The following is a 25,915-nucleotide window of genomic DNA, read 5'->3' on the forward strand; positions in this document are numbered from 1 at the left end:
TATTTTCAATTAGGATTAGATTCCACGATTAATTGGTTGATTCTTTGGATGATGTCAAAAGTTAAAGGTTTTTCAAAAAAACCGGCTACGTTTTTATACCTCTTAGATTTACTTGGATTCTCGGAGTTCACTGAAGATGTAATGATAAAAACTTTGGAACGGAACCTGTCATCAGTTTCCAGTTTGTCCAAAAAGTCCCAATCTTTTAAATCTTTGAGATGGAGGTCTACTAGCAGGGTAGGAGGTTGATTGAACTCTGAATTTTTTAAAAAAGTCAATGCATCGCTACCCTTGATAAAGGTGGATATTTTGAGGTTTGGATTAATCTTCCCGAACATCTTTTCAAGAATCACCAATAAAATATCGTCATCGTCAATTATAATAAGTTCCTTATTCATAGGCTTAGGATTCATTATAAATTCCTTCTGACTTTTTGCTAATGTCTCTAATGATTGCATCTAATTCTTCAGCTGAAAGTTTGATGTACTCTACCAGTTTTTGGTTGTCCTCACTTAGATTATCTTCCGAGCCCTCCAATAGGTTTACAAGTCCCATCAATCTAGCCAAAGGTGCTCTGACCACATGCGACTGAATCCATGCGATTTCCTTAAAGGTTTGATTTTGCTCTTCTATTTTATGGATATACTTAAGGTTTTCTGTGATGTCGTTGATTAAGACCATTCCAGCATCCTTATTATTGATTTTTATTTTGGCTGGACTTCTTTCAACATCCATGAGCTCCCCGTTTTTTTTGAGGTGTCTGGATATTTTCTTGTAGTTTTTTCCATTCTTTTTCCAAAATTCTTCAACAGCTGAAATCAAAATGGCTTCATCTTCTTTAGGTCGAAGATCTTTTAAATCCATATTTAAGAATTCTTCTCTGCTGTATCCATACTTTTGAACAGATGCCTCATTGACGTCTAAAATCTTGAGTGTTTCAAAGTCATAAACAAGAATAGGAGAGGGATTTAACTGGAAAAGATCTGCATACTTTTTCTTGGAGTCTTTTAATTCAGAGATAAAATTTACCCGCTGAATATTATAGATCAAGCTTTTGTACAGAACTGCGGGAGAGAGGTCATCTTTGACCAGGTAATCTGAAGCGCCTAAGGCAAGTGATCGACTTCCAAATTCCAAGTCTGCAAAACCTGTTAAAACGACAACCGGAATTTCCTCAGCTCTACCAGTAATTTCTTTAACTAACTCCTCTCCGGATTTATCTGGAAGGGAGAGGTCCAGGAAAACCAAATCGTATTGCCGTTCATTTTTTTCAAGTAGCTCTACGGCTTCTTTGAAATTTTCAGCATGAGTCGCTTCAAGGTGGAGTATTGACTCTGACAAATATTCCTCTAATATGACGAAGTCACCGAGATTGTCTTCAATTACTAAAATATGGTAAGGTTTTTCATCCTTCTTCATTACGTGCTGGTTTGGGAAGCTTTACTACAGATAGCCAGAAATCTTCAATTTTACTGACTACTCTAAGAAATTCACTGATTTCAACGGGTTTGATAATATAGCAATTTGCATGTAAATCGTAAGCTTTGAAAATATCTAATTCAGAAGAAGAGGTGGTCAAGACGATTATTGGAATTTGTTTTAAACGCGAATTACTTTTTAATATTTCCAATACTTCATGGCCATTTTTCTTGGGAAGATTGATGTCCAATAAGATCAAATCAGGTAAATTATTTGGAGTCTCAATCACTAATTTTTCAAGTTTTTCAATCGCCTCAGCACCATCTCTCGCAATAGTCATGTTGTTGAGAATCTTAGCTTCTTCAAGCGCATCTTGGATGAGGATAATATCGCCTTCGTTATCCTCTATAAGCATGATGTTAATAGGTCTGATCGTCATATGCTCTTAATAAGAAATGAAATGTACTGCCTTTTCCAGGTTCAGAATCAAGCCAGATTTTTCCACCATGCTGTGAAACTACTTTTTTGCATATTGCTAGACCGATTCCAGTTCCAGGGTATTCATCCTTCGTATGAAGTCTTTTAAAAATATTGAAAATCTTTTGATAATACTCTTTGTCAATGCCGATTCCGTTGTCTTCTACAGTAATTCTGTAATCGGATCCTTCTTTGGTAGAATATATTTTAACAACAGGTTGAACGTTCTTCTTCTGATATTTCAAAGCATTTGAAATGAGATTGATGAAAACGCTTTTGATCGGGCTCCGAATTCCTAAAATATCGGGAAGAGGACTTACTTCAACTATGGCATTATTTTCTTCAATCACTTTCTGTTTTAGTTGTATAACTTCCTCAACCACTGAATTCAAATCCACTTTGCTGAGTTTGGAGGGATCAAAACCAATTTGAGCATATTCCATCATATCATCTATCAGTTGACTTAGCCTCTTAGAACCATCTACTGCAAATCGGATATATTGAATTCCTTTTTCGTCTAATACATTTTCATACTTTTTTTCCAAAAGCTGAAGAAAGGAGCTAATCATTCGAAGAGGCTCCTTCATATCATGCGAAGCCACCGAAGCAAATGATTTTAATTCTTCGTTGGCGGATTGTAGCTGAAGGTTTGTCCTTTTTATCTCCTCCTCGCGAAGTTTTTTCTCAGTAATATCCACATGGGTTCCAAACATCATTAAAGGCTTTCCATCCTTAGTCCAAGAGAATACTTTTCCTCTATCTAATACCCACACCCACCTTCCGTCTTTATGCTTCATTCTACACTCTGACTCATAAGACTCAGTCTCACCTCTAAAACATTTTTCAAGCTCTTGATTGGATTGCTCAAGATCTTCCGGATGAGCAAAGTCAATCCATGTCTGAATGCTTAGAGGGGCTAATTCTTCCAAGGTATAACCTATAATATTCGCCCAAGTTTCATTGTATTGGGTTTCACCTGTTTGTACATTCCATTCCCAAGTACCGGCGCCTGTTCCTTCAATTACATTAGTTAGTCTCTGTCTCTGATCTGCTAGGTCTGTTTCGGCCTTTTTTCGAGCTGTAATATCTTGGGTAGAGCCTATCATCCTGATTGCCTTACCTTTTTTATTCCTGATGATAAGACCTTTATCAACTATGAAAAGGTATTGTCCGTCTGATTTTTTAACTCGAAATTCTTGGGACCATTTTTCAGCAGAGCTATCCAAAGCTTTTTTCAAGTTGCTTTCAACCTCATTATAATCCTCAGGATGAATGATGGATTTCCAGAATTTATCATTGTTGAAGGACTCCTCTTGACTATACCCTAATAATCTTTCAAAATTTTCACTTCGATAAGTGTAGTCCTTCTCCATATCCCAATCCCAGATTATTTCAGAAGTTGCTTTGGTTGCCAGTTCAAACCGCTGATTACTGAGTAACAACTCCTTGGTAGTTTCCTCGACTTGCTTTGAAAGTCTATATGGCTGTTCAGCAAGTTTAAAGATTAAAAATCCCAAGAGGATTGATGAAATCAATCGAAAAAGTGTATTTGGAATAATGGAGATAAACGCGTTGCTATTGTCCAATTGAACTTTAATAATCCAATTTCCACTAGGAATAACCAATTCTGTAATGGGACCGCCGGATTGGGAAAAGTTACTGTTAAGTAAGGAAGAAATGTCCTTATTGATAGGGTCTATTTTTAAGATGTCTATAGTATACTCTGAATTGGGTTGATAGCCAAATAAGACCTGATCTTGGAATTTATACCAATCAATAATGATTGCTGTAAAACCTTCAAATACGCCATTTTTATAGAGTGGGAGCCTTCCCACTATACCTTTTCCACCCTGTTTCAGCTCAAAGGGACCTGCAAAATAAAGCTCCCTCTGCTCAATCGCCATAATAGCCTCTTCTCGTCTATACGGATCTTTGAGGATATCATAGCCAATTACCATTTCATTTCCGACCAATGGGTAGGTTGCTACAATTTCCCCTGAGTCTAAGACTTGAATTTGATCAATAATGTCAATGTTATCGATTATGCTTCTTCCAACTTCTCTGAAATTTTGATCCAGTCTATCTGTTCTTACTAAGTAGGCAAGAATATTTACAGCTGAATTTGCAGAGGATATAATCTTAGCGATTCTATCCTCAATTAATTCTGCAATATTTTCAACATTCTCTTTTTCCTCAATTAGCTCTAGCTGGTATTCTTTTAAGGTTAGATAAAGGCCTGTGCCAAAGGATAAAAGAAAAACGACTAGACCTGTGATCACAGGAGATTTGAAGAAAAGACGCCTAATCCATTTCATCATTCGCTAGGCTTTTGAATCGTGAAATAGAATGTTGAACCTTTAGATGGGGTAGAATTCACCCAGATTTTACCTCCATGCATGTCGACAATTTTTTTACTAATCGCTAGCCCTATCCCAGTTCCTGAATAGCTTTCTTGTACATGCAGTCTTTGGAAAATAATAAAGATTTTTTCTACATAGTCTTTTTCTATGCCTATTCCATTGTCTTTGAAAGCAAACTCCCATTCGGTTTTTTTCTCTTTTGCAGAGATCCAAATTTCAGGTTTTTGTCCTTCAGGTTGGTATTTGATTGCGTTTGAAATCAGGTTTTGGAAAAGCTGAACCAAGGTGCTTTTATGTCCAAAAACCTTCGGTAATTGGGAGATATGGAAGATAGGATCCTTTTTCTGTATAGTTTTTTTAAGGAAAAGCTTAGAAATGTTCAGGATTTCTGATGATTCAATCCATATTTTGGATTCTTGAAAATTATCCAGTTTGGAAAATTCGAGGAGATCCAAGATGATTTGTCTCATTCTCTTTGCACCTTCCACAGCAAAGTGAATATATTTCTTTCCCTTTTCGTCTAGGACTGTATCATATCTTTTTTCGATCAATCCCAAAAAGCTGGAGATCATTCTTAAAGGCTCTTGTAAATCATGAGATGCCACATATGCAAACTGTTCCAATTCTTGATTGGAAAGTTCCAGCTCTTTATTGGCCTTCTCTAACGTTTCATTTAATTGTTTGAGGGAGTTTTCGTAATCCTTTTGCGCACTAATATCCTGCACAGCACCAACTAATCTGGTTGGCTTACCTTCTTGATCTCTTATGACAGTCCCAGAGTCTAAGACGTAGGCATATTCAGTTTTATTTTTTTGAAATCTATATTCAATTTGAAAGTCATTTTGATTAGGATTCTCAAATACTGATTGGAGATGAGCCAATACTTTCTCTCGATCTTCAGGGTGGATGCGCTTTTCCCATTCTTCGGTATCATTTTTCTTTTTGCTGAGATCTATTCCAAATAATTTGGAAAAACCCTCGCCCCAGAAATGATTCCCATTTTTCACATCCCAATCCCAAATAGCATCATTGGTAGCCTCAGAAACCATTTTGAATCGCTCGTTCATTAATTCGAGCTCCTGTTCTCTTTGTTTCTTTTCCGTAATGTCTCTTTGGATGCCTACCCAGTGGGTGTACCATCCGGATTCATCGGCGACAGGGACAACCACTATATTCACCCAAAATGGAGTGCCGTCTTTCTTATAATTAATTACTTCGACGGAAGTACTCTTCCATTCTCTAAGCTCCTTTCCGAATCTTTTCATTTTCTCCAGATCAGTATCATTCCCTTGGAGAATTTTAGGTGTTTTTCCTAAGATTTCATCTTGGGAATACCCCGTCATATTTACAAATGATTGATTTGCGTATATAATTTTGTACCCTTCTTCATCTGGGTCAGCATTGGTGATAAGAATTGCATCTGTGGTATTTGTTACCACTGACTCCAATAATTTCAGATGATTTTCACGTTCTTTTTCTTTAGTGATATCTTGTAAGGCACCCACCATTCTAACCGGATCTCCCTTGGAGTTTCTGATGATGATGGTTTTTTCATCAACATAAGCATAGGATCCATCAAACCTTTTAAATCTATATTCACCAGACCAGAACTTTTGCTTAGGATTTTTTCTAGCCTCTAGGATACTATGCCAAATGTCTTTATAATCATCTGGGTGTATACTTTCCAACCATGCGCTTTCATCCACTTGATTTTTTGATTCAGGATATCCAAATAAGCGATGATACCCTCTACCCCAGAAAATGGTGCTTTTTTCTAGGTCCCAATCCCAGATAGCATCAGAAACGGCTTCAGATACTAACTTAAATCTATCATTACTTATTTTTAAAGCTTCCTCAGCCCAATATCTTTCTGTGTCATCTGCGACCGTAGAGATCATCAAATTCAAATCAGGAACCGGGATGTTTTTTGCATTGACTATTTTCTCTTTTCCATCTTTGGTGGTTACGACAATCCCTCTCCATGTCATTCTTTCAGGATCTCCACTTAAAATATCATCCATAATCCTTTTTTGAATCCACTCTCTATATTCAGGATTGGGATAAACTTTTTGGAAAAAGGATTCTACACTGACAATCTCTTCTTTTGGCCATCCATATACTTCTTCAAAAGCCTTGTTCATATAAGTGGCCTCACCATCGCTAATCTTATTGACGGCAATACCCAAAGGGATATTATTAAGGGTTGATTCGATGAAAAAATTTCTATCTCTTAGTTGGATTTCAGTTTCTTTTTCCTTGGTGATTTCCTGAGCAGTTCCTCTAAATACCTGTTCTCCATTTTTATCATCTTCGACAAGTTCTCCTAATTCGTGGATGTATTTCACCTTGCCTTTTTGGGAAATAATTCTATAGACTACGTCTAGATTCTTCTCTTTTGTAATTGCTCTATTTCTATGGTAAAGGAAATTCTTCTTGTCCTCGGGATGAATGCTTTCAAAGAAAAAATCAAAATTGAGATCGCTGTCAGATTTTTTTACTTCCCAGATTCTATACATTTCATCTGACCAAAAAATCTGGTTGGTAATCAAATTACTTTCCCAATATCCTATTTTGGACATTTCCTGTCCTTTTAATAGGCGCTTGTTTAGCTGCTTGATTTTTTCAGCTGCATTTCGTTTTTCAGTAATATTTCTTGAAAAGCAGGCTAATCCAACCACTTCACCCTTGATTTTGATGGGATTGATTTTGGTTTCGTAGATGCAAGGAGTCTCCGAATTTTGGGTTTTTACGACATCCTCAACTTTTATTTTTTTTCCAGAAAATGCTTTTTCATAGTGGTTTTTCCAGATTTCAATGTAATCTGGACCATATTTCTCAATTGAAAGGAGATCGTCTCCTTCCTTGATTTCCCAGTTTATACTCTCTTTGATGATTTGTTTAAAAGCTGTGTTAGCACTGACCAATTTAAAGTCTCTATCTAAACTCCAGATTAAATCGGGGGAGGTATTGAGTATGGTTTGAATTCGAAAATTATCCTGCTTCCTGGATTTTTTAATTTCTTCCAACTCTGTAATATCTCGGGCAATTGCCAAAACATCATCAGTGCCCTTTTTCAGGGAAGCAGACCAATTAAAATGAATCAGCTTTCCTTCTGAATTCAAATAACGGTTTTTGAAATTTCTAATCTTAACCCCATCTCTGATTTGATCACTTGCTTCCCTTGTTTTTTGTAAATCTGCCGGATAAACAAATTCCGTATACTCCCTCCCAATAATATCTTCTTTGGGATAACCCAAGGTTTCAACGACACTATTGGAGATCTTTGATATCACTCCATCCTTGTCGAAAATAAAAATCAAATCAATCGAATTCTCTAGGATGCTATCTAATTCGTCTGTGGTTTGAGTTAATTGATTTTCATTGGCCCTCAAATCGGTGAGATCCTTGAATGTACCAATCAAGTAAAGAGGCTTACCATGTTCGTCAAAACTAACCCTACCTTCGGATTCAATGTGTTTGATATCCCCATTTGGTAGGGTAATCCGCTTTTCTAGCTTGTAGGGATTTCCCGTGGTAATTGAATTTTCAAAAGCTTTTTTTGCTTCTTCTCGGTCCTCAGGATGAATAATGGACCATCTAAGTTCTGTGCTGGGAATTGTATTTTTCGGATTGAGTCCGCAAATCTTGAAAAATTCCTCAGACCAATCATTTTCTCCGGTTTGGATATTTAATTTCCAAATCCCTAGCCCGTTGATATTTTCAATAGCATCTACAAACTTTGTGTTTTTTGGATCAGATTTCTCAGAAGAAGTTTTCTGAGAGCCAGATTGGGTGGGGTGATTTTTTTTTGCAGGGCTCATCAAGGGTAATGTTGATGCTTATAATTTACGCTTTATATTTAATTTTTGAAAGAACGGGATTAGGCATATCATACCTTTACAACCTTCCCGGTTTTGACGGATTCATCACAAGCAAATGCTATTTTCAGACTGTTTAAAGCATCCTGCAAGTGGTCACTCAAATCTAAATCTTTTTGGATAGCTTTTAAGAAATAGCTTTGTTCTCGATTGCATAATTCTTGGTGATTGGGTTCATCCTTCATATCTATCCATTGGTCAGCCTTTGTAAATTCATTTTTATCATTAATGGCAGCATGATGAACTCTGATAGATTCTGTTTTGGTATGAGAATCCACATCGTCTGACTTTCCAGATGCTCCAGCATCTTTGGCTACAATCGACACCGCTCCTTTTGGTCCGAATACATCTTTTATAAAAAAGGCTGTTTCCGAAATCATAGGTCCCCAGCCTGCTTCATACCATCCCACTGATCCATCCTCAAAGCGTATTTGCAGTTGCCCATAATTGTAATTATCTGTGGCTATATCATCTGTAAGTCGAGCTCCTATAGCTGTGACTGATAATGGTTTTGACCGGGTCATTTGGCACATCACATCTATATAATGTACGCCGCAGTCGACAATCGGACTCAAGCTTTTCATCAAATTCCTATGTACATCCCACATGTATCCATGACTTTGTTGATTCAAGTTCATTCTCATTACAAGTGGTTTTCCTAATTTCTGGGATTCTTCAATAAATCTGATCCAAGATGGATGATGACGGAGAATGTAGCCAACCACTACTTTTTTGCCTGTTTCATTTGCTTTTTGGATAATCCTTTCGCAACCGGTGACAGTATCGGCCAGTGGTTTTTCTATAAAAATATGACAGCCTGCTTCTAAAGCTTTTATGGCAAATTCCTCGTGAGTATCAGGATAAGTAGAAATACAAACAGCATCTGGCTTGCTTTGGGCTAATGCATCCTCATATTTATCAAACAGCGGATAATTGGACTTGAGTTTTTCATTGAGGCGATTTTTACTTTCTCCTCGTGCCACCAGTCCGCAAATTTCAAATTCAGACATTTTATGGTAGGCTGCTGCATGAGAGGCTCCCATGTTGCCACAACCGACAATCAGGATTTTAATTGGGTTCATGTTAATTGTTGTTTTTCAGTTGAGCTAGATCCTCCAAGTTAAGATAAAGCACAGAGACTTTCATGGTAATCGGTATGAGCGGTTGGTCATCAGAATCCCGCTCCACATGTACGATTTGGTCTACTACATCCATTCCCTTGATTACCTTTCCGAAAACAGTATAGTCCCCATCCAATCGATGTAGCCCCTGCGTATTTTGTACTATATAGAATTGACATCTGGCAGAGAGTTTGTCCGGGTTATTATCTCTTCCCGCTCCAACAGCTCCATATTGATGAGTAAGGTCCGGATGAAATTCAGGTTCGAGTAAAAAATCAGGATCATTAAAGCCTTCCGGAGTATCGGGACAACCTCCCTGTGCTACGAAATTTGGAATTACCCTGTTGAAAGTCAGTGAATCCCAATAGCCAGCTTCCGCCAGTTCAATAAAGCTGCTCTGATGCCTTGGTGTTTTATAGTCAAGCTCAATATATACCTCTCCTAAATTGGTTTGAATATAACCGATAGGGATGGTGTCTAATCTTTGGGCAAACAGATTAGCTTGAATAATAAAAAGGGCTACAAAGCTCATTATCAATAAATTCCCCATAGATAAAATTAGTTGAATTTGAATTATATCATCGGATTTTTGCTGTTGAAGAAAAGGAATCTGTTTCTTTTCAAATCCAGAGATTATTTGATGATTTTAATTTGGAAACCTACCCAATATACCACTTATTTTACAGCATGAATCACCCTAAAATTAGTACCGAATCACTCATTCCTGAGAATGAAATGGAAAGGTTGATGGCCTTAAGTGAACTGGACCTAGATTTTATGGATCTGGAAAACTCGCTATCTGATCTGACCAAGCTTGCAGCTAAAATAGCAGGAACTAAAGTTTCTTTAGTTAATTTGATAGATCACTTCACTCAATGGAGTGTATCTTCTTTTGGTATGGATGTAAGTCAAATGCCTAGAGAGGAATCTATTTGTCAATACACAATTTTGGACCCTAAGAAGTCGGAATTTGAGGTGAAAGATTTGTCTGCAGATGAAAGGTTTAATGATAGACCTTTTGTGATTGGACATCCAAACTTGAGGTATTATTACGGGATTCCTTTGAAGGTCAATGATGAGATAAGTTTAGGAGCTTTGTGCGTCCTAGACACTGACTACAAGCAACTCAGTCCTGAAAAAAAAGAGATGCTTTCTATCATTGCCAAAGAAGTTGTCAATCGCCTTAAAATTTATAAGGCTGTAGAAGGCCTTCAGAAAAAGGTACACGAAACTCAGCAAGTTAAGAATAGAGTTGCTCATGATATCCGGGGACCTTTAGGAGGTATCATTGGCTTGGCAGAAATCATTCAATCCCAAGGAAACCAAAATAAACTGGAGGAGGTGTTGGAGTTTATCAATCTGATCCAGAAAAGTGGTAAATCCTTGCTGGAGTTGGCGGATGAGATTTTATCCCAAGATTATGGACTAAGAAAAGATAAAGAGCTTAGGAAGCCGACCGATGCAGAGTTTACTTTGAATTCCCTGAAGGCAAAGATGGTTAATATGTTTGAGCCTCAAGCATTGGTGAAAAATATCGATTTGGAAGTTCAGGTAGAATCGCCAAATGCGGAGGTGCCTTTTCCGAAAAATAAGATTTTACAAATTTTAGGTAATCTTGTTTCCAACTCCATCAAGTTTACTCCGCAAGGTGGGGAAATTAAGGTGCTTTGCGATATGGAGATTATTGGTAATGATAAAATATTGCTATTTGAAGTGAAGGATTCAGGGGCTGGAATGAGTCAGGAAAAGGTAGATGAGATTTTGTGTGGTGAGGGCACTTCTACGAATGGTTCTGCGGGGGAAACCGGCTATGGGTTTGGATTGAAATTAGTGCTACATCTCGTCCAAGGTCTAAAAGGGAAGGTGGAGCTCAATTCTTCGCTTGGCGGAGGAACTCAATTCAAAATCTTACTGCCCGTCACATAAACTTCCGAAGCGCTCAGATTTCACTGAGCGCTTTTTTTTGATTATTCACCGGGTTGGCATACATAGACAGGAAGTTTTTGACCACATCTGGGTCTTTGGTATCTATTTTATTTTTGAATCTATTTTCAAAAGCTGTCTTCTCTTCCTCCGTATACTCATCAGAATACTCTTTTTCACCATATAGCAAATCATGAGCAATAAAATTGCTTGGCCATAACTTAAAGCCATTCCAAATTTGCAAATCGATCAATCGACAAAGTTGATTCAGTTTCTCGCTGAGATTATTTCCTGATTGCGCTATTTCTTTGATTTCCTGATCCAAGACAGCATTCACTTGGATGTGGATTCGCTTTTTAGTCCCGATAATTCCTCTTAAGAGGTTGAGGAAATCTTCATTTTCGCTTTTAATGTATTTTTCATCTCTTGCTTTGGCAAGGAGTTCAGGCATCTTCAATACATCTGTAGGATCGTATTCATAAGAAATAGAAACCGGTACGAGCTTGATTTTTTCAAAATAAGAAAAAGCATCTCCCTCTTTTTCCGCCAGGGTTAGCATTTTCAATACACCCTTTTGAGTAAAGTCATTTCCGTCTTTGGTTCTACCTTCTCTTTGGGCTGTCCAAACGCTTCTATTTTCCTGAAGCAGTGATTTTCTGATATAATCAGATACCAATTGTGAGCTTTCTAGGAGTTCCCTTCCTTTTAAGCTCCTTTGGATTGCAAAGTTTCTGTTTAATCTGGAGAGCGTATGTAAGAATGGTTTTTGAATCAAATTGTCCCCAATTGCAGAGGTGGTCATCACCAAACCATTTTCGTAGAGGCAGGCATTGAGCAGAGAAGTATCCAGGATGATATCCCGGTGATTGGATATAAATAAATAGGCAGTGTTGGGCTCCAAAAGCTCAAAGCCACCGGTGCTCAGGCCATCTGAACTTTTTTCCAAGACCTTCATCAAACCAGGATAAATGAAGTTGATCTGGAAATCTCTCAATGAATGGGTATGCTTCATTAATTCCTTCCAGTTTTTCTGATTATCCTCAGGAAAAGTAAATCCCATCATTGCTTCCAGCATTGGGTCATCCAGGATTTTCCTGATAGCTGCATTAGCTTCAGCATCATAGTAAGGCCTTATAGGATCAAATTTGGACATAGTTTTGGGTGAAATATGTTTTGCAAAAAGCAAAAAATAGTCGAGAATTCTAAGGTGTTTTTACCATTTCGGGATCTAGTGTTGTCTATCTATTGTCTGATCAGGTATTTATCGAAAAATAGCATATGAACAGGGAGCGCTTCTGTCCAGTACTTCCAAGTGTGAGCACCCGGTCTTTCGATATACTCATGTGGAGTACCGTTTTCGAGTAATAGAGCATGCATTTGTCTGTTGGTATCGATCAGAAAATCATCCACTCCGCAATCAATAATTAGGGCCAAGCCATTTTCCTTCATTTGTTTCACCCATCCTACGGCAGTGTAGGGATTGAAGTTTGGTGCTTCATAGTTTAATTCCTGACCAAGCATTTGTTTTTGCCCTTCAGCTCTTAAATTCCTGAAATCATCCTGTACTTTCCACATCCTTGTATCAATATTCATTACCCCACTCATACTCCCTGCCGCTACAAATAATTCAGGATATTTGGCAGAAAGCAATATCGCACCATGTCCTCCCATGGAAAGTCCAGTTACAGCTCTCGACTCTTTTTTTGCCAAGGTCTTGTAATTAGAATCTATGAAAGGGATCAATTCTTTAATAAGGTATGTTTCATATTTCACTGAATCCATTTTGGGACTATCATAATAATAGCTGGCTGGTCCCACACCTGGAGTTACTATGATTACCTGGTATTGATCTGCCATTTTACTAACGAGGTTTTCCTCGGTTACTTTTTCATGCCAGTCCGAAAAGGCTCCACTTCCGCCATGGAGAAGATAAAGCACAGGGAATCTGCTCTCAGAATTTGAGTAATTTTTAGGAAGTGTAATCGCAGCCTTCAATGTTTTTTTCATGGAAGGGCTATAAACCTCGAATGTTTCTACTTGTGCCTGCGAAAAAGCAAGAATCGGAAGAAGAAAGAAAATGAGTAGAAGTTTTTTCATGCTGTAGGTCTAATTTTTATTGAAAATACGCATAAGTAGAGTTTATCAGAAGGTATATTTTGTCGAAGGACAAAATTCTATTCGGCTGGAATTTGTATATTCCTATATTAAATATTATGGATATCCGCTTTCTTACCAGTAACAACAAAATACGGCTTATTGTCTGCTAAAAGGATCAGAATCCGGAAGCTTCGCCTGCCAGTATTCTAAGGTTTAAGCAAGAAGATTTTCAGTTTTTTTTCATGCGGCATATTTTAATATGTCTACATAGCTGGAATTTCGGTTGACAACAGCAAAAGCCCTTGCAATAAGTTTATTTCTGATAATATTAAGTGTGCTCATTTTGCTTTTCCCTTCACCGGTTCTTCTCTTGTAATAGGTCTTCATCTCAGTGCTGTATTGGATGGCTGTGCCTGCACATAATGTCAGCAGTGTTTTAATTCTCTTATTCGCCAGCGGACTGATTTTGGTTCTCCTCGATAGGATGTACCTGACTGGTTGGGAAACGGTGCTGTTCCTGCATAACTGGCAAACTTTCTCCAGCTATCGAATAGGGTAAACCCTTCTGTTAAGACGATAAGTGCAACAGCTGTCTGTGGGCCTATGCCCTTGATAGAGTTAATCAGCTTATATTGGTTCATTAACAGTTCATCTTTGCGTAAAAGTTTGTCTATTTCTTTCTCCACGGTTTGGATCTGCTTATCCAAACAAGCGATCACTTCGGTATTGGATTTTTGATAGACTTTTAATTTGATTTCTGAAACTACAGCTTCATATTCTTTGATACGGGTGATGTAAGCTGCTCTGTCTTTTACAAGTCGCTCTCTGTAATTAAACAGCTTTTTGAGATCCTGGATGACCTTTTTGGGAGGAACAGTGGGGATAATCTTCTCCTGCTTTTCATAAAGATATTCAGCTATGTCTTTAGAGTCTGCCTTGTCTGACTTACCTCTTCTTATTCCCAAGGATCGCTTTAATTCAAGTCCTGAGATGATATAAAATGGTAGGGAGTGCTTTTCAAGAAACAAAGCAAGTTCTGAAGAATAAATCCCAGTGGATTCAAATCCGAAAAGCAGTTCTTCTGCGAGTATTAACCCAGAGTTTTCCATTACCCATTCCACCAGCTCCTGGTAACCTTTCTCATTATTTTCAAAGACTGCGTGGCATTGGTTGATCTTCAGATAAGCATCAAGTGTAGATTTACTTACATCGACTCCAATAATTGATTTGAATTTCATAATTTAGACATTGAAGTTTAACAAATGAGAGTTGCGGAAACTAAAACCTTTAACAGGCCTAAAGCCTAAAATTCTAACTGGTTACTGGCAACTCAACTAAGAATGGGGACTGATACTGGCAAGAGGTCGCTAGCCTAGCCGTGGCGAAAGTTCACCCCATTCTTTTTCAATTTATTCAATATCTGAGTCACTTAATAATCGTAAAGATATTAGCTCTGATTTTCTCAAATAATTCTACTTTGCAAACCTAAAGGCCGTGGCTGGGTCTTCGGTCATCGGTCTTCCAATCGGCCAAGCAAAGAAAATAAGGCAACTGGCATGATTGCGGATAATCAGATTAAATATTTCGCCTGATGATAGTACTTCAACGAATAGCTCTTTTTTTGGTGATCATTGTTTTTGGGTCGATTATCTTAAGAGAAGGCTCTTTCATTTTGGTTCCACTGGTATGGGGTGTATTTTTTGCTTTTTCTTTACACCCGATCTCCAGTTGGTTTGAAGAGAAAAAATTTCCCAGAAGCATAGCTATTATCATTAGTATTTTGATGGTTGCTGTGATTGTCACCGGTATTTTTTACGTATTGCTCAATCAGATGGTGGGCTTGATTCGGGATATTCCTGAAATAGGACAAAATCTACAGAATAAAATGAGTCTTTACCTGGATGAGCTCAATGTAATTCTGGGAAATGAAATACTTGATCCTGGCAATAGGCCCGAGGTATGGTCTTTTTTGACTCCAGAAAATTTCAATACTACACTGTTTAATACTGGGAAATCACTTACACTTGCCGGAATCATCCCACTCTATATTTTTCTTTTACTCTATTACGAAGATTTTTTTCTGAATTTTCTGATTCGGTTTTCTTCAAAAAATAAGGATAGGGTTTTGAATTGGGTAATGGAGTCGGGAAAGGTTATTCAATCTTACCTCACGGGTATGGTTAAGGTTACTTTAATTGTCGCAGTAATGGCAGGACTATTCTTCTTTATCATTGGAGTGAAGTACTTCTTGTTATTTGCAGCCTTTATTGCGATTATGAACCTCATTCCCTATGTTGGAGTATTCATTTCATCTTTTTTTGCAATACTTTATGTCTTTTTAACCACAGATAATTTACTCTTTCCTTTTTTAACGTTTGGAGTGCTGTGGGCCATTCAGCTTTTTGAAAATAATGTGATTACTCCTTTGGTCGTAGGGTCTCAGGTCAAAGTCAATGCCCTCGCAGTAATTTTGGCAATACTTTTGGGAGGTTGGCTGTGGGGAATATCAGGAATGATTTTGTTTATTCCTTTGGTTGGAGTCCTGAAAATCACCTTTGAAAATTCCGAAGGCTTAGAACCTTTCGGGTTTTTATTAAGTGATGAAACAATGGTGCCTGAAAAGAATCAGCTACTAAAGAAGAAATTCTGGAAGAGTCTTTTTGAAAAAAAATAAAATTGAAACTGATCAATAAACTTATGTTCTATCAGTTGAAAAATTGATCCTTTTGTTTTTATAGAGAGTAAAGTAGTCGGGGTGGCAGAGTTAGAACCGTTAGCCACACTCATTTGTAAATCAGCTTATTACAATGTTTTTTTTAAAACAGGACACGTGTAAGGACATGTGCCTCAGCGTTTTGACGCTTTCGTAACATAAAAATAGTAAATCAATACCAAAACGATTCAAAACGATTCATATTTAATTCATTCGTTATTTGAACTTTGAATTAAACCCAATATTTATAAAACACATCAACTCTACCTATAAGTTGGTATCTTGTGAAAGTTCTTTAAACCTACAAAAGGCATTCGCCAATTTTATTTGGTATGGGCTTTTGCAATCCGCTTCAAAAATAGCTGGGTTTGCCACCATAATAAAACATGCACGAGCCCTTGAAACGGCCACATTTAATCGGTTTGGACTGAATAGGAAATCCATTCCACGAGGCGCTTCTTCTGAGCTAGAAGTTGCTACAGAGTAAATAATTACAGGAGCTTCCTGACCTTGGAATTTATCGACGGTACCAACTTCTATTTGAGGTAAACGTTGTTTGATGGCATGTACTTGTGCGTTGTAAGGGGTAATAATTTTTATTTCATTAGTTGTTAGCGGAGCTTCTTCATTTTTTTCATTAATAAAAGTTACGTCACCATCAGTAAGTTGCCCAACAATTTCCAAAACCTTATCAACTTCTTCAGAGGATGCGTTGGTATTTCCAGAATGTTCAACTTCTTCCAAGTATAATCCTGCTCCGGCATACTTTGAGCCAATAATTTGTTGTTTATCAAGATGGTCTTTGGATATCAATCTATTCTGATAAAAAAGTTCTGATACAAATGCGTTGATGGATGAATGCATACGCCAGGTTTCATCTAAAAATACTCCTTGTTTATCAGAAATGGTTTTCTCACCTTGTAATATATGCTCTAAAGCCGATACTTCAGTGCCGTCCGGATGAACACCTTTTTGTGGTTGTTTTAATTGTTGTGGGTCGCCTAAAAACACAATGTTTGAGCAGCAGTGTGAAACAGAAAGCGTATCAATCAAGGACAATTGGCCAGCTTCATCAACAAATAAATAGTCCACACTATCTTCATATGGTGGTTTGCTCCACATGAATGTTGTTCCTGCAATAACATCCATTCTACCTATTACGGATTGAATAACATTTTCGTCATTACTTACGTTCCAAGAGCTAGGGTTATATTCATCAAGCTCGGTCTTTTGCATCATTTGAATGTCGAACCCTTTCTCTTTAGCTACTTCCCAAACTTTGCTTAGCAAGTTGGTGATAACCTTATGGCTAAGTGCCGTAATCCCAATTTTCTTACCTTGTTGAGCTAATTGTACAATAAGGTGGCCTCCCGTAAAACTTTTGCCTGTTCCCGGAGGCCCTTGAACAGGCAGATGACTATAATCTAGTTTAGATGCAAAATCAAATGTTCGCTCTAGAATATTCTCATCGTAGGTCAGTTCCTCTGTTAAAAGAGGCGGAGCATTCAAGAGTATTTGCCTTGCTGCTCTGTACTTCTCATTCTCGCTGTCCATGCTATTGGCCACGACCCATTCTGCCAATCTGATAATAGCCTCTTCTTTAGTACTAGAATTAACGTTTTCTATGCTCATGACGGAACTTGGGTGGGGCAGGTCAATTTTGGTTGGCCCCTTTTTGATTCTTAGTATACCCGAATCGACATCGATCTCATGAATGCTACCCAACCTATTGTTTTCTTGATCCTCTACAGAATTACCCGGACGTAAATCACATTCCTGAGATGGAAATGTATACGTATCAATTACACTTCTTTTTTCTGGCTCTCGATGGCCTGTATATTTCAGATAAGAGATTGCTTTTCGTTCTTCTAGGAGTTCATCTTCAGGAAGCTCCTTTAATCGGAAAAACTCCCACCAAAATGACTTTTGCTCTCTGCGATACCAATCTAACATATGGGCCAGAATATAACGGGCCTGCTCAATTTCATTTCGTTCCACTTTTATTGGTGGGACACCATCGAGCAAAGCATCCATGATTGGCTGTATGCGTTCCTGGTGTGCGGTTATGTTATCACTAGCATCTCCAATTCCATCTTCAGGTCTTGTAATGTTTTCTCCTTCACTAATTAACTTGGTTCGAATATCTTCCAACCATAGCTGAAGGCGAACTAATGATTCACAATCATCTTGATTGTACAGTTGGACGGCTTCTTTTGTTTCATTTGTCAATTTGTCAATATTCCCCGTTTGCAGAAGTAGCTCTAGTTGCATTTTATGCCTTGAAAGCTCTCGCAAATCCATCATGCGTTCATAACCGAAGAACGGCTCCAAATCTTTAATCGAATATTTCTCCACACTAGCTCTTACAGACTGCCGAACAACACTATAGAGATCAACAAATGTGTTTGATCTTAAGAAAGTATCAATCTCATTTTCCCGAGATGCATATTTGCCCATCAGCCGCTTTAAGGCTGTAACCTCATAAGGTGCATAATGGTATATATGAAGTGCGGGGTCCATTTGTTTGAGCTTAAAAGCAAAGTCAATGAACTGCTCAAAAATCTCTTTCTCTTCCGCTTCATTTTTGGCCCATAGGGCATGGTATTTATCCTTCTGGACATATCCAATCATGTATTCCAGACCATCTGGGTCAACCATCCTGTCTCCTTCAAAATCGAGATAAATATCATTTTCAGAAGGTTCTGGCAGTTTATTGAGTCCTTTGCCTTCCTCAATTTCCAAGGTTTCGTAGATGGGGTCATACTTGTTTTGTCTGCTCGTATATTGAACACGTGCCTGTTCGCGAAGTTTATTGTAAGTCTCCTTAACTCCCTTAGTAGGATTAAAAGGCACAGGCAAATCAAGATTGGCCAATTTCTTCAAGGTATTAACATAATGCAAATTGAGCTCCTTCATTTGGGATTTACCGATTCCCGCTATAAAGTTTAGGTGGTCATCCTTTCTTCTAACTGCATTGCAGTTTTTCCACCACTTGCAAATATCGCAGTGGCTGACTGGTTCCGGGTAGGTTTCGTGTTCATTAGCGATGGCATCTTCAAGATTTCGTTTCACCAAACGGATATATGCCGCATGTTCATCATAGCGATAGCATTCTTCTCCCTCAGGCTTTATAACACCCATATATTCTGGGGTTAAACCTTGGATTTTAGCTACGCGTTCCGAATAAAGACCAATCTGAAGAATTGTGCCAGCTTTCGTTTCATTGGCTAGTTTGGCGTCCCAAACCTCATATGACCAATCGCCTAAATCACTTGGCTTGTCAACCTTCTTTAGAAAATCAGCCCATCCGCTCCATTTCCCATCCTCTTTCAACCTTGCCTGATAAATAACATCAACACCTGCTTTCATTGCATCTATTGTATGTTTTTCAGCATGTGGGTCATTAGTACTGATTTCGGATACATTCTTTCCTTGAACCTTGATTTCTTGTAGGTGGTTCTCTTCAAACTGAATGCCTTTCTCCTTGAGCATTAGCAATACACGATTTGTATATACTTCTGGGTCTGCGATTTCTCCTCTTGTATGTTGCTTATTTAATTGAGTGAGGTGTTTGCAGCTGCTATGAGCGGATAGGTCAGAAGGGGAGTAAATAATCGTGTTATTCTTTGATTTCATATCAAAATTGAGTAAAACCAATTAATTCAAAAACTTAGATAGTTGATATAATTCATTGTATTTTTTAAACATTCAATTCGTTTTTTAATGTTCTTAAAGTTGTTATTGCCCCCTGAATTTCCGCTGTTATTTCATGCTTATTTATATCATGGTGACTAAGAGGATTTAAAACCAAATTAGTATAATGATTAATTTGGGTTGATGTAGCCGGAGTCAATCCGCAAGCTGCATGTGTAGTTTTATATTTTTTAACCGCTTTCCAGAATTCATCCGTTTTCATTTTCGAATTATCTAGGTAGAATGGAACGGGAACCTTTTTCCCAAAACAAAACCGTTTCAAAATAAATTCAAAAGCAGAACGTAAATAGACACCAGCGGCTTTATTATCCCCTTCATTAAAAAATGCTTCCGCCTTATCTATATAGTTTTGAATATGAGAATTGGAATGATTCTCTCTGATAATCGGGACTTCAAATCCTTTCCTTGTTCTACGAGCATAAAACTCGTAGCTTTTCCAAGCATTGTTTCCATCCAAATAAGTTGATTTTACAAACTCATACCAAGGTTTATCATATGTTGTTATAAAGACTTGATAAGCACTAAATTCATTATCTAAAATCGTGAGTAGCGGCAGGCGATTTCCAATATCTAGCCCAATAAAAATGTCATCCAAAAATAAAATCTTGCAAGGCAATCCTTGAATGTGCCTTTTAATCATTCCTAAATAGATTGATATAGCGATTGCTGATAACCGAGCTTTATTTAAAAAGAAATGAGGTTTGGCAATTTCCTTATTTTGATATTTGATTTTTACTCGAACATGATTTCTTTCAATAGCATCGTATTTGGTATTTGCTTTGGCTTGGGTGTAATGCAAATCCAATTCAATGTTGTGACCAAACTTATCTAAAATTGGCTGTGCATATTTTAGAATGTTCTCAATACTGTTTTTCTGAAATAGCTTTTTAAAAGCTGTATCAAAAGCATTGATTGCACGGTCAACGTCTACTCTCTTTTGTGTGATGTTGTAAGTTCTGCTCTGAGTAGGTTTTGCCACTGCTTTTTCAGCGTCTTCCCAAAGTTCACCTAACTCTTTATTGCCTGTAATTGCAACACTCTTAAAGTGTTTCAGAACACCTTTAACAAGAAGATTAAATAAGTCAATTTCTTTGTCTTTAGTGATGTGATGGATATCCAGTAAATGCTTGTACGTCAAAAAACTTTTGAGTTTTATAGCATCCCGAATACTTGTATCACCTGCAACATAGGTGTCTTTTGTTCTTTTATTTAATGTATAGGTCTTGTCGGCTGTTGTTCCGTCCTTATCAGGGTTGAACGTAACTTTAATAAAGCCTTTTCCTTTTTGTGCTTTCGTGAGAAATATATTCTCCGTTTCATTATAATCAAGTGTCTCTGAGGACGACTGAAAAAAGTCCTTTAAGGCGTAATAGAATGAACTTTTACCACTACCATTTTCACCATAGATAAATAGGTTCTTGCCATCAACTTTGAATTCATTATTTCCGTAGAAGGCTTTGTAGTCCCTTATTTCAACTTTCTTGATTTTCATAAACTTTTGATTTCGGGAATTCGGATTCCAACTTTATAGAATTTTTCAAATTGTTTAATAGGCGTTTCTAAAAGTTGATTTTCTGTTAAATGGTTTTTTGCCAGCTGGTCAGGATAAATTATTAAGCAATCTAGCAGGGTATTCCCCCACTCTGATTTCGTTATACTCAATTTCTTAAGAGTTCCTATATCTCTCGCATAAGCGCTCAATTGCCGCACATCGTCAATGTCGTAGCTGTTTTTATAAGTAGCCTTGTACTTTGAATCAATTACAGTTTCCTTTCCTGTAGTTGTCCGTAAGAAATCGAGTTCGCCATAATTTGCACCCGACTGGAATATTATATCTCTTCTCCCAAACGCATCTTTAAGTTTTCCAAGGACATATAATTCAAACACCAATGGCATATTTATCCAAAAAGGCGGAACTTCTATGTCCACATTCTCCTTTATAAAGTTAATATTGTATCCGAATCTTTTTAAAATAATCTCCGCAAGCTCTGTTGCTTTTGCGTATTCGGGGTAAAACGGATTGTGCTTAACAGATTTTACCTCGTTGATACTGATATTTTCATCGACTTCCTCAAACGCTGGTAGAATAAAATTCAAAACAGCTTCTAATCCTTTGTCTTTGTGATGACTTATTTTTAAGTACTTTCTTAAAAAATAGAGAGCTTTTTTTATTATTCTATTCTCGGGATGATTTAGACCATACTCATCAAATGAACATACCGTATTGAGGTTTTTACTTTTGGATATATTCTGCATCAGTGTTTTGGAGACAAGAATCTTCCCCTTCACTTTTCCATAAAGGTTGTTTTCAACTTTATAATAACCTTTTTTAAGACCCTTCCTAACAATGGTTTGAACTACTTGAAGAAAATAAACAACAATGAGGGGTGTAATTAAATCTTGTTGCTGATTGATTCTGATAGAGGGCTTGTCAAATTCAATCTTGAATAAATCATCGCCATGTTTTAGAATTTCAGGATGCTTAAAACTCTCGGACAACATTTGCAAGTAGTCTATTTGCTGAGAGGATGAATCCAACTTTGGAGTCACATATAACACTTTCCCAGTATCAGCCAACCAGCTTAAGCCAATGAAATATCCTGTCTGAAATCTATTGTTTGGTATGTCAACGCACTCAATCAGCTTATTAGGCTCTTTGAGCAAAGCAATCAATTCAACTTCTGATAGAGAAGAGCAGAATCGATGTTCATTGATATGTATAATCCGTTCATGCATTCAAATCTTTCACTTTTTCACGCGCAGACTCAAGTAATACGCCATCTTTAATGTATTCTAGTAATAAGGGTTTTATTTCGTATTTCAACTTCAAACCAATTTCATCATCATCAACTAAAAAATAACTGTGACCAATTTGAATGTCGTTTTGATCAAACTCTGGTGAAGTATATTCATCAAAAATTAGCTTGACCGCTGTAAAAAGTGATTTAGCCTTATTATAAATAATTGCATCATCGTTGGGTAGAACAGGAATAAAAGTGAATCTTCTGCGTATCGCATAGTCGATATGACTAACACTCCTATCTGCTGTATTCATAGTGCCGACAATATATAGATTATGAGGTAAGTTGATTTCATTGTCGCCATTCTGTAGTTTATACAATGAACTAACGTTTTTGCCCCGATACTCAAGGGCATATATTAATTCTCCTAATACGGAGGTGAGATTTGCGCGGTTTATTTCATCAATTATAAGTATATAGGCTTTATGTTGGTTCTCTGCTTTTGCAGCTTCGACAGCAAAGGATGCAAGTATTCTATTTTCAACGTCATATTTTATTTTATCCCCTTCAGCATCTACTTTTATGCCTCTTACAAAATCTTCATAGGTGTAGGACGGATGAAATTGAATTAGCTTAACTTGTTCGTTTTCTTCAATCTCAGGATCTCCTTCAAAGATATGTTTGTCAATGGCTTCTATTAACGAATAAGACTTTTCATCAGAACTTGTTAGCCACTCCGCTATTTGTTTGGCAAGTCTCGTTTTACCTGTCCCTGGAGGACCCTGCAAAATCAGGTTCTTATATTTCTGTTCGGAATGATTTATCATAACCTTTTGGCTTTTTCTTATCGAATCTATAAAAGAGAATGTGCCCGGGTACACTTCTCTAAATTTTTGAACGGTATTCATTGATGCATGACTAAACCCATCCCACTGACCTAAGCCGGTGCCCTCAATTTTTTTGTCTTGTTTTACAAGCCAAATAATCTGAATTTTACTTTTAGCATTATATCCGTTTTGCAGATATCCATTGTTTAATATCAAACCGATACCGCCCAGCCACTTAGTTCCTCTTCGTACGAGTACAACGTCGCCACGATTAAACTCTGTTAGTGGATAAACTCTGGCTCCGGTTCTTCCTGCGGAACCTCCTGTCCAAACTGCATTCTTATCTACAAAATCATTAAAATAATCACTATCTTCTTGTCCATCTGCCCAACTACTAATTTGGCAATATTTATGGGAAACCTTTAATTGGGCTTCATTTGTGGAATTAATCAGGCCATTCAATAAGTTTATTTCATAAAACTCGCATCCTGGAAATGAATTTTTGAGTTTTACCATTACCTTTTGATAGACCGAAAAACCTCCTTGATTTATTTTGGAAATTACGTGTTTCAAATCTGCTAAATCCGGAACGGGTAATGAATTCGTTTGTGTGTCGAAAGGAATAAATTTTTTGGGATTTATCAAAAACATGACCTGACTCAATTTTGTAAAGCCCACATTCTTAATGGAAAGAGCCTCCTTAAAGTCGTTGTCGCTTATTTCATCTCCTTTTATTACCTGTACAAACAAGTTCCATAAACACTGATTGCCAACAGTAATTCCTTCCATATTAATGTAATTTCCTTTTGAAAAAAAAAGACTCAATGTGTTGGGTGTAGGTGTTGGGAAAATATAATCGGTAGGTACTTCTTCAATCAGACCAAATGCATGCTTAGCATTTGTAAAAATAATGTCCCTTTGATTTTTGGTGTTTCGTTGCGCTAAAGCATATATATAGGAAAATGGGTCAACTGTCAAATATTTTAATAAGGAATGGTCACGTTGGAAGGTTTTCTCCGCTAGTTCTAAGAGTTTTTTCTCCCTGTCATTTGTATCGTTGGCGAAACCCAAAATTTTATGGCAAATTGCTTGAAAAAAAGGCACCCAATCGAAATAAACGGTTTTCATATTCATAGTCCTTCTTATTTCAACGATTCTTTTATTATCCTAACCTCCTCAATACTATCCAAGGTTTCTATGGCATAGCGTACAGGGTGGTTGGGGTCGTACAAACGCTCAAACTCACTTTGGATAATGGCCAACTTTTCTTCTTCGCTCATGGCATCCGTAATGGGTTTTAAATCTTCCAAATGCTTTAAGATTTCTTTACTTGCGGATTTAAGTTCTTCTGAAAAGTAAAGCTCAAAGACGATTGCATCCAAAAGCTGCTCAAAGAACTTGAATACCAAATCGTCTATTTGAGTTTTTGATAAAATCACATAATCAACCAGCAACTCGTATGGTGTTTGTCGAGTTTTGGATAGTACTGGAATTGGAATTTGCTCTACATATTGTTTTGTATATCGTTTTCTTCCACCGGCTATTTTTGCTGTGATTTGAAAAAAGTAATAGTCAGCTACTGATGAATTTAGAATTGAAACGAGATACTTCAAATTATCTCCAGATATAAAATAAGCTGAGTTTGTAAGAAAAAATCCTTGTTTGTCATAAGCATAATTTGCCCTATCTGATATTTCAATCCAAACAATTTTAGGCTTTTCGAACTCTTCTACGAAAGCGCAATTTCTTAAATTTGTCCAATGATCCCCTTGGTCAGCCCTATCTTTTAGGGTCTGATAGGTGCCGTCTTTTTTCAGTATTGCCTTTGGACTACTTTCATCATAGTAATCTAGGAGATAGTTGTAGATTTTTGGATAATCAGTTTCTACTTCAATTCTCTTTAAACCACTTTCGCGAACACCATTATGAGAATTGATTATAAATAAATCATGATAATCATAAATCCATCTTTTTATATCTTTTCCCCTAAGTAGTGGTTTTAATAATTCTGAATTTTTTTTATCCACTTCAATTAACTCTTTTGCTTCTAACTTATTAAGATGGAATGCCTCATTAAATCCAGAAGTTATTCCTCTGAAAAACTCGATTCCTTTCCAATCCTTAAGTTTTTTGCCTAGGTCTTCAATGCGCTTGTTAATTGATAATTCTTTGGCAGAGCCAATTTTCCAAACCTCTTCAGCTTTAATGGAAAGGGTGACTTTTTTGTCTGAAAAATAGTGATAAAGAGTGTCGTTAGGTAATTGATTCCCTTCAATTGCCACTGCATCAACCTTGTTTTCAGCCTTGCTTTTCTCAAGCATTAAAATATTCACGAAAACAGTAGCATTTGGGAAAATACGCACCCTAGCAAAGTCAATTAGTAACTTTGGGTTTGTTTTCTTTGCAAAGAAGTTTCTCGTTTTTGTGCCGTAAGACGCATTTATCCACTTATTAGAAGTAATAAGATTTACGTTTCCTTTCTGTTTAAGAATTCTGTATCCATTCTCATAAAAGAGAACGTACAAATCACCAGTTGTTGCGTAGGTTTCGTATCCAATCTTCTTCAATAAATCGGACGACGAGCCGGCTATCACTCATTAATTTTTTTCAAAATCTAGATCGAAGATTTGCTTTTGTAATTTTAT

At 37.1% G+C, this 25,915-nt stretch carries 18 protein-coding genes; 2 read left to right on the forward strand and 16 right to left on the reverse strand.

Annotated features, from left to right (window positions below):
• Positions 1-5: 5 nt before the first annotated feature.
• The 7 genes from GYM62_RS03115 to GYM62_RS03145 form a co-directional block, all read right to left on the reverse strand.
• On the reverse strand, positions 6-398 hold the full coding sequence (locus GYM62_RS03115) for a hypothetical protein (RefSeq protein ID WP_219958262.1): 393 nt from the start codon (positions 396-398) through the stop codon (positions 6-8).
• 4 nt (positions 399-402) lie between these two features.
• The gene (locus GYM62_RS03120) at positions 403-1,419 is read right to left on the reverse strand and encodes a response regulator (RefSeq protein ID WP_219958263.1); all 1,017 of its coding nucleotides are present in this window, start codon (positions 1,417-1,419) and stop codon (positions 403-405) included.
• Positions 1,406-1,834, reverse strand: a complete 429-nt coding sequence (locus GYM62_RS03125) for a response regulator (protein ID WP_255590515.1) — start codon at positions 1,832-1,834, stop codon at positions 1,406-1,408. The genes GYM62_RS03120 and GYM62_RS03125 overlap by 14 nt, the downstream gene beginning before the upstream one ends.
• A 4-nt stretch (positions 1,835-1,838) precedes the next feature.
• Complete coding sequence (locus GYM62_RS03130) at positions 1,839-4,214, reverse strand: PAS domain-containing protein (RefSeq protein ID WP_219958264.1); 2,376 nt, start codon at positions 4,212-4,214, stop codon at positions 1,839-1,841.
• The gene (locus tag GYM62_RS03135) at positions 4,211-8,077 is read right to left on the reverse strand and encodes a PAS domain S-box protein (RefSeq protein WP_219958265.1); all 3,867 of its coding nucleotides are present in this window, start codon (positions 8,075-8,077) and stop codon (positions 4,211-4,213) included. Before GYM62_RS03135 ends, GYM62_RS03130 begins: the two co-directional genes overlap by 4 nt.
• A 68-nt stretch (positions 8,078-8,145) precedes the next feature.
• On the reverse strand, positions 8,146-9,216 hold the full coding sequence (locus GYM62_RS03140; RefSeq protein ID WP_219958266.1) for a Gfo/Idh/MocA family protein: 1,071 nt from the start codon (positions 9,214-9,216) through the stop codon (positions 8,146-8,148).
• A 1-nt stretch (position 9,217) separates the two neighbouring features.
• Complete coding sequence (locus GYM62_RS03145) at positions 9,218-9,787, reverse strand: peptidylprolyl isomerase (RefSeq protein ID WP_255590516.1); 570 nt, start codon at positions 9,785-9,787, stop codon at positions 9,218-9,220.
• A gap of 155 nt (positions 9,788-9,942) precedes the next feature.
• On the opposite strand from GYM62_RS03145, the gene GYM62_RS03150 reads away from it, so the two are divergent.
• Complete coding sequence (locus tag GYM62_RS03150; protein WP_219958268.1) at positions 9,943-11,181, forward strand: GAF domain-containing sensor histidine kinase; 1,239 nt, start codon at positions 9,943-9,945, stop codon at positions 11,179-11,181.
• Positions 11,182-11,194: 13 nt separating this feature from the next.
• Here the strand turns inward: GYM62_RS03150 and GYM62_RS03155 are convergent, their stop codons facing one another.
• The 4 genes from GYM62_RS03155 to GYM62_RS03165 all read right to left on the reverse strand — a co-directional run bounded on the left by GYM62_RS03155 (position 11,195) and on the right by GYM62_RS03165 (position 14,513).
• Positions 11,195-12,331 (reverse strand): 1-acyl-sn-glycerol-3-phosphate acyltransferase, encoded by a 1,137-nt coding sequence (locus tag GYM62_RS03155; RefSeq protein WP_219958269.1) that lies wholly within the window; start codon positions 12,329-12,331, stop codon positions 11,195-11,197.
• Between the two features lie 89 nt (positions 12,332-12,420).
• The gene (locus tag GYM62_RS03160) at positions 12,421-13,275 is read right to left on the reverse strand and encodes an alpha/beta hydrolase family protein (RefSeq protein WP_144607262.1); all 855 of its coding nucleotides are present in this window, start codon (positions 13,273-13,275) and stop codon (positions 12,421-12,423) included.
• 240 nt (positions 13,276-13,515) lie between these two features.
• Positions 13,516-13,662, reverse strand: coding sequence for a hypothetical protein (locus tag GYM62_RS20960; RefSeq protein WP_255590517.1), 147 nt, complete (start codon positions 13,660-13,662; stop codon positions 13,516-13,518).
• A 38-nt stretch (positions 13,663-13,700) separates the two neighbouring features.
• Entirely contained in the window at positions 13,701-14,513 is an 813-nt protein-coding gene (locus GYM62_RS03165) for a transposase (RefSeq protein WP_255590518.1), read from the reverse strand.
• A 353-nt stretch (positions 14,514-14,866) separates the two neighbouring features.
• Between GYM62_RS03165 and GYM62_RS03170 the strand changes: the two genes are divergently transcribed.
• On the forward strand, positions 14,867-15,949 hold the full coding sequence (locus tag GYM62_RS03170) for an AI-2E family transporter (RefSeq protein ID WP_144605284.1): 1,083 nt from the start codon (positions 14,867-14,869) through the stop codon (positions 15,947-15,949).
• A 306-nt stretch (positions 15,950-16,255) separates the two neighbouring features.
• Here GYM62_RS03170 and GYM62_RS03175 read toward each other — a convergent pair whose 3' ends face one another.
• From GYM62_RS03175 to GYM62_RS03195, 5 genes are all read right to left on the reverse strand, one after another.
• Positions 16,256-19,624, reverse strand: coding sequence for a TM0106 family RecB-like putative nuclease (locus tag GYM62_RS03175; RefSeq protein WP_219958270.1), 3,369 nt, complete (start codon positions 19,622-19,624; stop codon positions 16,256-16,258).
• 64 nt (positions 19,625-19,688) lie between these two features.
• Positions 19,689-21,194 (reverse strand): AAA family ATPase, encoded by a 1,506-nt coding sequence (locus tag GYM62_RS03180; RefSeq protein WP_219958271.1) that lies wholly within the window; start codon positions 21,192-21,194, stop codon positions 19,689-19,691.
• The gene (locus tag GYM62_RS03185) at positions 21,191-22,438 is read right to left on the reverse strand and encodes an McrC family protein (protein ID WP_219958272.1); all 1,248 of its coding nucleotides are present in this window, start codon (positions 22,436-22,438) and stop codon (positions 21,191-21,193) included. Before GYM62_RS03185 ends, GYM62_RS03180 begins: the two co-directional genes overlap by 4 nt.
• Positions 22,431-24,404: an McrB family protein gene (locus GYM62_RS03190; RefSeq protein WP_219958273.1), complete on the reverse strand. Its 1,974-nt coding sequence runs from the start codon at positions 24,402-24,404 to the stop codon at positions 22,431-22,433. Before GYM62_RS03190 ends, GYM62_RS03185 begins: the two co-directional genes overlap by 8 nt.
• An 8-nt stretch (positions 24,405-24,412) precedes the next feature.
• Entirely contained in the window at positions 24,413-25,837 is a 1,425-nt protein-coding gene (locus GYM62_RS03195) for a TaqI-like C-terminal specificity domain-containing protein (protein ID WP_219958274.1), read from the reverse strand.
• Between the last annotated feature and the right edge of the window lie 78 nt (positions 25,838-25,915).

Source organism: Algoriphagus sp. NBT04N3, assembly GCF_019443765.1.
Lineage (GTDB): Bacteria > Bacteroidota > Bacteroidia > Cytophagales > Cyclobacteriaceae > Algoriphagus > Algoriphagus ornithinivorans.